Source organism: Micromonospora sp. ATA51 (assembly GCF_016802855.1).
GTDB lineage: Bacteria > Actinomycetota > Actinomycetes > Mycobacteriales > Micromonosporaceae > Micromonospora > Micromonospora sicca.
Genome location: NZ_JAEVHJ010000393.1, coordinates 1 through 5,479, shown reverse-complemented (window position 1 = coordinate 5,479; position 5,479 = coordinate 1). Strand labels below are relative to the sequence as shown.

Genomic DNA, 5,479 nt, shown 5'->3' with positions numbered 1-5,479 from the left:
GGCCGGCGCGCGCGCGGCGCGCGCCGGCGGCCGACACCTCCCGGGAACAGTTCGTCGGCTTCACCGAGCTGTCGGCCCAGGCGGCCGCCGCGGGACGGCAGGCGATCGCGCTGGCGCCGCACGACCCGGTGCCCCGGGTGGACGTGTTGTGGGCCATGTTCGCCGGCGGCCGCGGCCGACAGCAGGAGTTCGCCGACGCGCTCGCCGAGGTCCGGCGCCGCGACCGGTTCAACTTCGCCGCCCACCTGGCGGCGGTGAGCTTCCACTGCGAGAAGTGGTTCGGCTCGCACGACGCCATGTTCGGGCTGGCGCGGGCGACCGCCGCCGCCGCGCCGCCCGGCGCCGGCGTGACCCTGCTCCCGGTCTTCGCCCACTTCGAGTACGCGATGCGCGAGTTCAACTGGGGCACGCCGACCCCGAAGGGGCTGCTCGCCTGCCGCCGGTACTTCCAGCGCCCTGAGGTGCAGCGGGAACTCGACGCGTGCGTCGCGAAGTGGCGGGCGGCCGGGTCGCCCACCCACGCCGACGCGATGGTGTGCCGCAACTGGATCGCCGTCGCCTACGCCCTCTCCGACCGCCGGGCGGAGGCGAAGGCGGTCTTCGACGAGATCGGCCCGTACGTCACGAGCCCCGCCTGGTCCTACTTCTTCGGAGGCCGCAAGCACGGCTTCCTGTCGAACTGGCGGTGGGCCAACCGGGTCCGCTGACACCGACGCCCGGCGCCCGGCGCCCCGGCGGTCGCCGTCACTGCGGCTTCCTGCTGCGCGACGGCGACACGCTCGGCGAGGGGCCCGTCGACGGCGACCGCGAGGGCAGCACGGTCGGCAGGCTCAGGCTCGGGCGCGGGCTGGCGCTGCCGCAGACCGCCGGGTCGCAGGTCGGCCGGACCGCGCTCGGCGTGGGTCGGACCGTCGGCGTCGGGGAGGCGGTGGTCGGCTTGGGGCTGGCCGGAGCGGCGGTGGAATCCGGGGCGTCGTCCGGGAACTCCGGGGTGCCGAACCGGTACTTCTCCGGGTCGAGCTTCAGCGCGGCGGTGGCCTGCTCCATGAACTGCCGCCAGATCGGCCCGGGACCGCTGGACCCGTACACCTCGTAGCTGCCGTCCTTCGTCTTCAGCGGCTTGCCGTCGGTGGTGCCGAGCCAGACCGCGGCGGCCAGCGCCCCGGTGTAGCCGACCATCCAGGTGTGCACGTTCTGCGTGGTGCTCTGGCCGGCCTGCCAGGTCCCGGTCTTGCCGGCCGAGTCCCACCCGTTGTCCAGCTTGGCGGCCTTGACCCGGCTCAACGTCCAGTCGAGCTGGTTCACCGCCTCCTTGTCGAGCCCGACGTCATTCTGCACCAGCCGCTCGGAGAACAGGCGCTCGTCACCCTTGGTGACCGACCGGACGAAGTGTTCCTCGGCCCGCTTCCCGCCGGCGGCGAAGGTCGCCATCCCGTTGGCGTGGTCCTGCACGGCGATGCCGTACTGGCCGATGCCGACCTCGGTGGAGAAGCGTCCCGCCACCTCCTCGGCCGGCTGGCCGCGCAGCTCGACCCGCTGCGGCCGCGGGTTGCCCTTCTCGGTCGCCCACATCGAGTCCACGCCGGCCCGGGTGGCCATGTCGATCACCTTCGCCGTGCCGAGCTTCTCGGTCAGCTCGAAGTAGGTGACGTTGAGCGAGGCCACGGTGGCCTCCCACAACGCGCAGTCCGGCTGGCATGCCGCGTGCTCGGCGTTGCGGATCGGCCCGGCGGGGCTGCCCTTGGTCCGGCCCGACTCCGGGAACTCCTTGGTCTCCGGCGAGTCGAAGCGTTGCTTCACCGAGATCTTGTCCCGGACGGCGGCGGCCAGGTCGTACACCTTGAACGACGAGCCCGGGGGGTGCTGGCCGAAGCCGCGGGCCTGTCCGTTCTCGTCGTAGTACCAGCCGGCGTAGTCGGCGCCGGCGCCGTCGTTGCCGCCGTAGTAGCCCAGCACCCGGCCGGTGCCCGGTTCCACCGCCACCAGCGCGGCCTGCCAGTTCTTCGGCTGCCCGCGGACCGCCTCCGGCGCGCTGTCGCGCCGGATGTCGGCGGCCGCCTCGGCCGCGTCCTGGACCCGCTTGTCGATGGTGGTGACGATCCGGAAGCCGCCGTTGCGGATGAAGTCGGCCGGCTTGCCCTTGAACTCGTCGGTCTGCCGCAGCTCGCTGAGCACGTGGTTGACCACCAGACCGGTCGGCCGGTCCAGGCCGGACCGTCCCGCGTTCGGGTCGATCGGCTTCACGTCGTCGGGATACGCCAGGTTCGCCGCGTCCTCCGCCGACAGGTACCCCAGCTTCACCATGCCGTCCCGGATGTAGTTCCACCGGTCGATCGAGTTCTGCCTTGCCTGCGCGTTGCGCCGCGGGTCGTAGCCGGGCGAGCCCTCGGGGTCGTTCGGGTCGGCCTCCGGTTGCTTCACCATCGCGCAGAGCACCATCGCCTCCGCCGGGGTCAGCTGGTTGGCCGCCGGCGCGTCCCGGCGCACCGTCTTGCCGAAGTACGTCTGCGCGGCCGCCTCGATGCCGTACGCGCCGCGGCCGAACGGCACCGTGTTCAGGTAGAAGCCGAGGATCTCCTCCTTGGAGTACTTGTCGTCGAGCTTCCAGGCGATGACCGCCTCGCGGAGCTTGCGGGAATAGGTGACGCCGTTGAGGTCGGCGGCCACCCGCGCGTACTGCTGGGTGATGGTCGACGCGCCCTGCCGCTGGCCGCCGGTCACGTTCGACCAGGCGGCGCGGAGCACACCGGAGAAGTCGATGCCCCGGTTGGTCCAGAAGCTGCGGTCCTCGGCCGCCACGATCGCCTGCTTGGCGGAGTCGTTCATCTGGTCGTACGGCACGATGGTCCGGTTCTCCGCGCCCAGGGTCGCCATCTTGGTCCGGCCGTCGGCGTAGTAGACCGTGGTCGACTCGGGCAGTTTTAGGTCGGTGGGGGTGGGCACGCTGTCGAAGTAGTAGCCGCCGGCCACCAGGCCGGAGCCGGCGAGCAGCGCGAACACGGCCAGGAAGATCAGAATGCGATGGCGCCGACGCGTCCGTCCCGCGGGGGCGACCCGCGCTCCGGAACCGTCAGCGGCGTTGTCGTTGTCACCGGTTGGAAGCACCCGCACCCGATACCCTCCGACTGGTCGGCCGAATCGTGAGCTTGCTGGGGGTGTCAGGCTATCCGAGCTGCGCGGTTCTCCTGCCGGCCCACGTGTTGCGGCGGGCGAGCCCGTCGAGTAGTTTTCCACGCACGCCGTCGAGCTGGGAGGAGGTCAGAACAATGTCCGATGTTCTGCGCTCCCTCCGCGCTCCGGCGTCCGCGCGGATCTGATCCGGGGCGCTCGCTTTCCGGAGGATCAGCCCATGACCGATCTGGTCATCCGTCCGCTCGTCGCGGGCGAGGAGAATCTGTTCGAGTCCATGCCCGACCCGCTGCCCCAACTGCGCCAGGTCGGGTACGCCGACGGGCTCGCCGGCGGTGGTTACCGACCCGAGAACACCTGGATCGCCCTCCGAGCCGGCCGGGTGGTCGGCCGGGCCGCCTGGGTCCTGCCGCCGGGTGCCGTCGGCGCCCCCTGGCTGGAGCGGTTCGACCTGGCCGCCGAGCCGGAGGCGGGCGCCGCGCTGCTGCGCGCCGCCCACCAGGCGTTGGGCGGTCCCACCCGGTACTACGCCGCGATGCCGGCGCACTGGCGGCGCCGCCCGGAGGTGCTGGCCGTGGTGCGGGCGCCGATGGCGGCGGCCCGGCTCGCCGGGTTGGTCGAGCGGGGGGAGCGGCTGAGGTGCTCCTGGACCGGCACCCCGCTGCCCGCGGCCTCCGGGCGGTACACGTTCCGCCCGGCCGCCGACGTGGCGGAGATCAACGCGATGGTCGCCCGGATCGCCGAGCCGGACGTGCTGACCGGCGTGGAGGTGGCGCGGGCGGTCGGTGGGGTGGACCTGGCCACCGACCCGCTGGCCTGGCTGACCGGCCCGGCTGGGGACTGGCGTATCGCGCTGGACGCCGGGAGGCCGGTCGGCCTGGTCGGCACGGCCGGGCAGGCCTGCTACCCCCTGATCGCCTACCTCGGCCTGCTCGACCAGGCGTCCGGGGTGAGCTGCTGGCCGAGGCGGTCGGGGTGCTGACCGCCGGCGGCGCCCGGGAGGTGGTCGCCGACGTGGACGCCCACCGGGTGGCGGTGGTGGCGGAACTGGAACGGACCGGGTTCCGGCAGCTGCGGTCCCGGGTTGTCTTCGAACCCGCCGCCGGTCCGCCGTCCGGCTCCGCGGTGGCTGCCGCGCACGGGGCCGACCGGGCCGGTCAGGGCTAGTTCGTCCAGGTGCGCCCAGGCGCCCGGTCGGTCCTGGGCGGCGCTCGACCGGGGCGGTCCCTCGTGGGGGGGCCGCCCCGGTCCGTCCCCGGCCGGGTCCCTCAGCCGGGTCGGCGGTCCACCGTCACCGGTGGACGTACCCGCTCACGCGGTCGTTGCGCACCCGGACGGACGGGTGGCGGGCGGGCCACCGCGTGACGGTGTTGGCGCTCATCCGGCCGGCCCAGAACGGGGAGAACCGCCACATCGGGTGGGCGGTCCCCCCGCACGGCAGCGGGAAGTCGTCGCTGCTGGTGTACCCGTGCCGCAGGTGGAGGTCCCGCTCGGCCGGGGTGAGGACCTCCGTGTAGGTCGCAGGCTCAGGGTGTCCATCCACCGTTGACTGCCGGCGAGGACGCGGCGGCCCGGTTCGCTCCGTGGGGGCCGGGCGCCGCCAGGAACGCCAGATGGTTGTGGGCTTCGGCCGGACGGCGTGCGCTGAGGGCACGGCCGAGGAGGAGAAAGCGGTCGCGGTGGGCGCCGCACGCCGCTGCCAGGCGGCCTTCGTACCGCACCGGCGGCGGGATCGGCCGGTAGCGGTGGAACCAGACGGTGGCGGCGGTGCCGTCCTGGAGGAGGAACGCGTCGCCGAAGAGCAGCGCGTGCTCGGTCCAGATGCGGGCCACGGCGGCCAGCACACCGGCTCGGCACGGCGGGTCCGGGACGAGCCAGGCGCCCAGGGCGGTCGGGGCGAGGGTGTCGGTGATGAGATCGACGACCCGGTCGATGTCGCGCCATCGGGCGCGTACGACGGATGTTCGTACGGTCATGTAAAGCTCCTGCTCACGATCGGAGGTGTTGCCGACCCGGTGCCGCGCACCCGGCGCGGCGGTCCACGGGTCGGCCACGGGGGGGCCGCTGAGGCCTCGGGGCGCTGATCCGCACGACCGGCCGGAGCGGCCACCAGGCGCACTCCGGCGGCCGCTGCTCAGGCGGGTCTGGTCCCGGGCCGGGGCGATCGTGAGAAGAGGTCCGTGCGCACCTACGGGCTCGTCTCCCGCTGACCGGGCAGCAGCCGGAGAGGCCGGTACGCCAGTGGCGTACCGGCCTCTCCGTGCCAGGGCTCCGGTCAGGTGACCGGCCCGAGGGCGACCGTGCGGAAGCCGGCGTTGCCCATGGACGAATCGGGTGTGTTCGCCGAGCG

6 protein-coding genes are annotated in these 5,479 nt (G+C 73.5%); 3 read left to right on the top strand and 3 right to left on the bottom strand.

Annotated elements, in window-relative coordinates; genetic code table 11:
* On the top strand, positions 1-707 hold a 707-nt coding region (locus tag JNW87_RS34090; RefSeq protein ID WP_238455103.1), incomplete at its 5' end, for a hypothetical protein.
* Between the two features lie 37 nt (positions 708-744).
* On the opposite strand, the gene JNW87_RS34085 is transcribed toward JNW87_RS34090, so the two are convergent.
* Positions 745-3,000: a transglycosylase domain-containing protein gene (locus JNW87_RS34085; protein WP_236647239.1), complete on the bottom strand. Its 2,256-nt coding sequence runs from the start codon at positions 2,998-3,000 to the stop codon at positions 745-747.
* A gap of 349 nt (positions 3,001-3,349) precedes the next feature.
* On the opposite strand from JNW87_RS34085, the gene JNW87_RS34080 reads away from it, so the two are divergent.
* Together JNW87_RS34080 and JNW87_RS34075 are read left to right on the top strand one after the other, a co-directional pair.
* The gene (locus JNW87_RS34080; protein WP_238455102.1) at positions 3,350-4,111 is read left to right on the top strand and encodes an acetyltransferase; all 762 of its coding nucleotides are present in this window, start codon (positions 3,350-3,352) and stop codon (positions 4,109-4,111) included.
* Positions 4,105-4,296 carry a hypothetical protein gene (locus JNW87_RS34075; RefSeq protein ID WP_238455101.1) on the top strand — a complete coding sequence of 64 codons (192 nt, stop codon included), beginning with the start codon at positions 4,105-4,107 and terminating at the stop codon, positions 4,294-4,296. Before JNW87_RS34080 ends, JNW87_RS34075 begins: the two co-directional genes overlap by 7 nt.
* A gap of 124 nt (positions 4,297-4,420) precedes the next feature.
* Here the strand turns inward: JNW87_RS34075 and JNW87_RS34070 are convergent, their stop codons facing one another.
* Positions 4,421-4,672 carry a hypothetical protein gene (locus JNW87_RS34070; protein WP_238455100.1) on the bottom strand — a complete coding sequence of 84 codons (252 nt, stop codon included), beginning with the start codon at positions 4,670-4,672 and terminating at the stop codon, positions 4,421-4,423.
* A complete protein-coding gene (locus JNW87_RS34065; RefSeq protein ID WP_238455099.1) occupies positions 4,656-5,105 on the bottom strand; it encodes a hypothetical protein in 450 nt (149 codons plus the stop codon). Before JNW87_RS34065 ends, JNW87_RS34070 begins: the two co-directional genes overlap by 17 nt.
* Between the last annotated feature and the right edge of the window lie 374 nt (positions 5,106-5,479).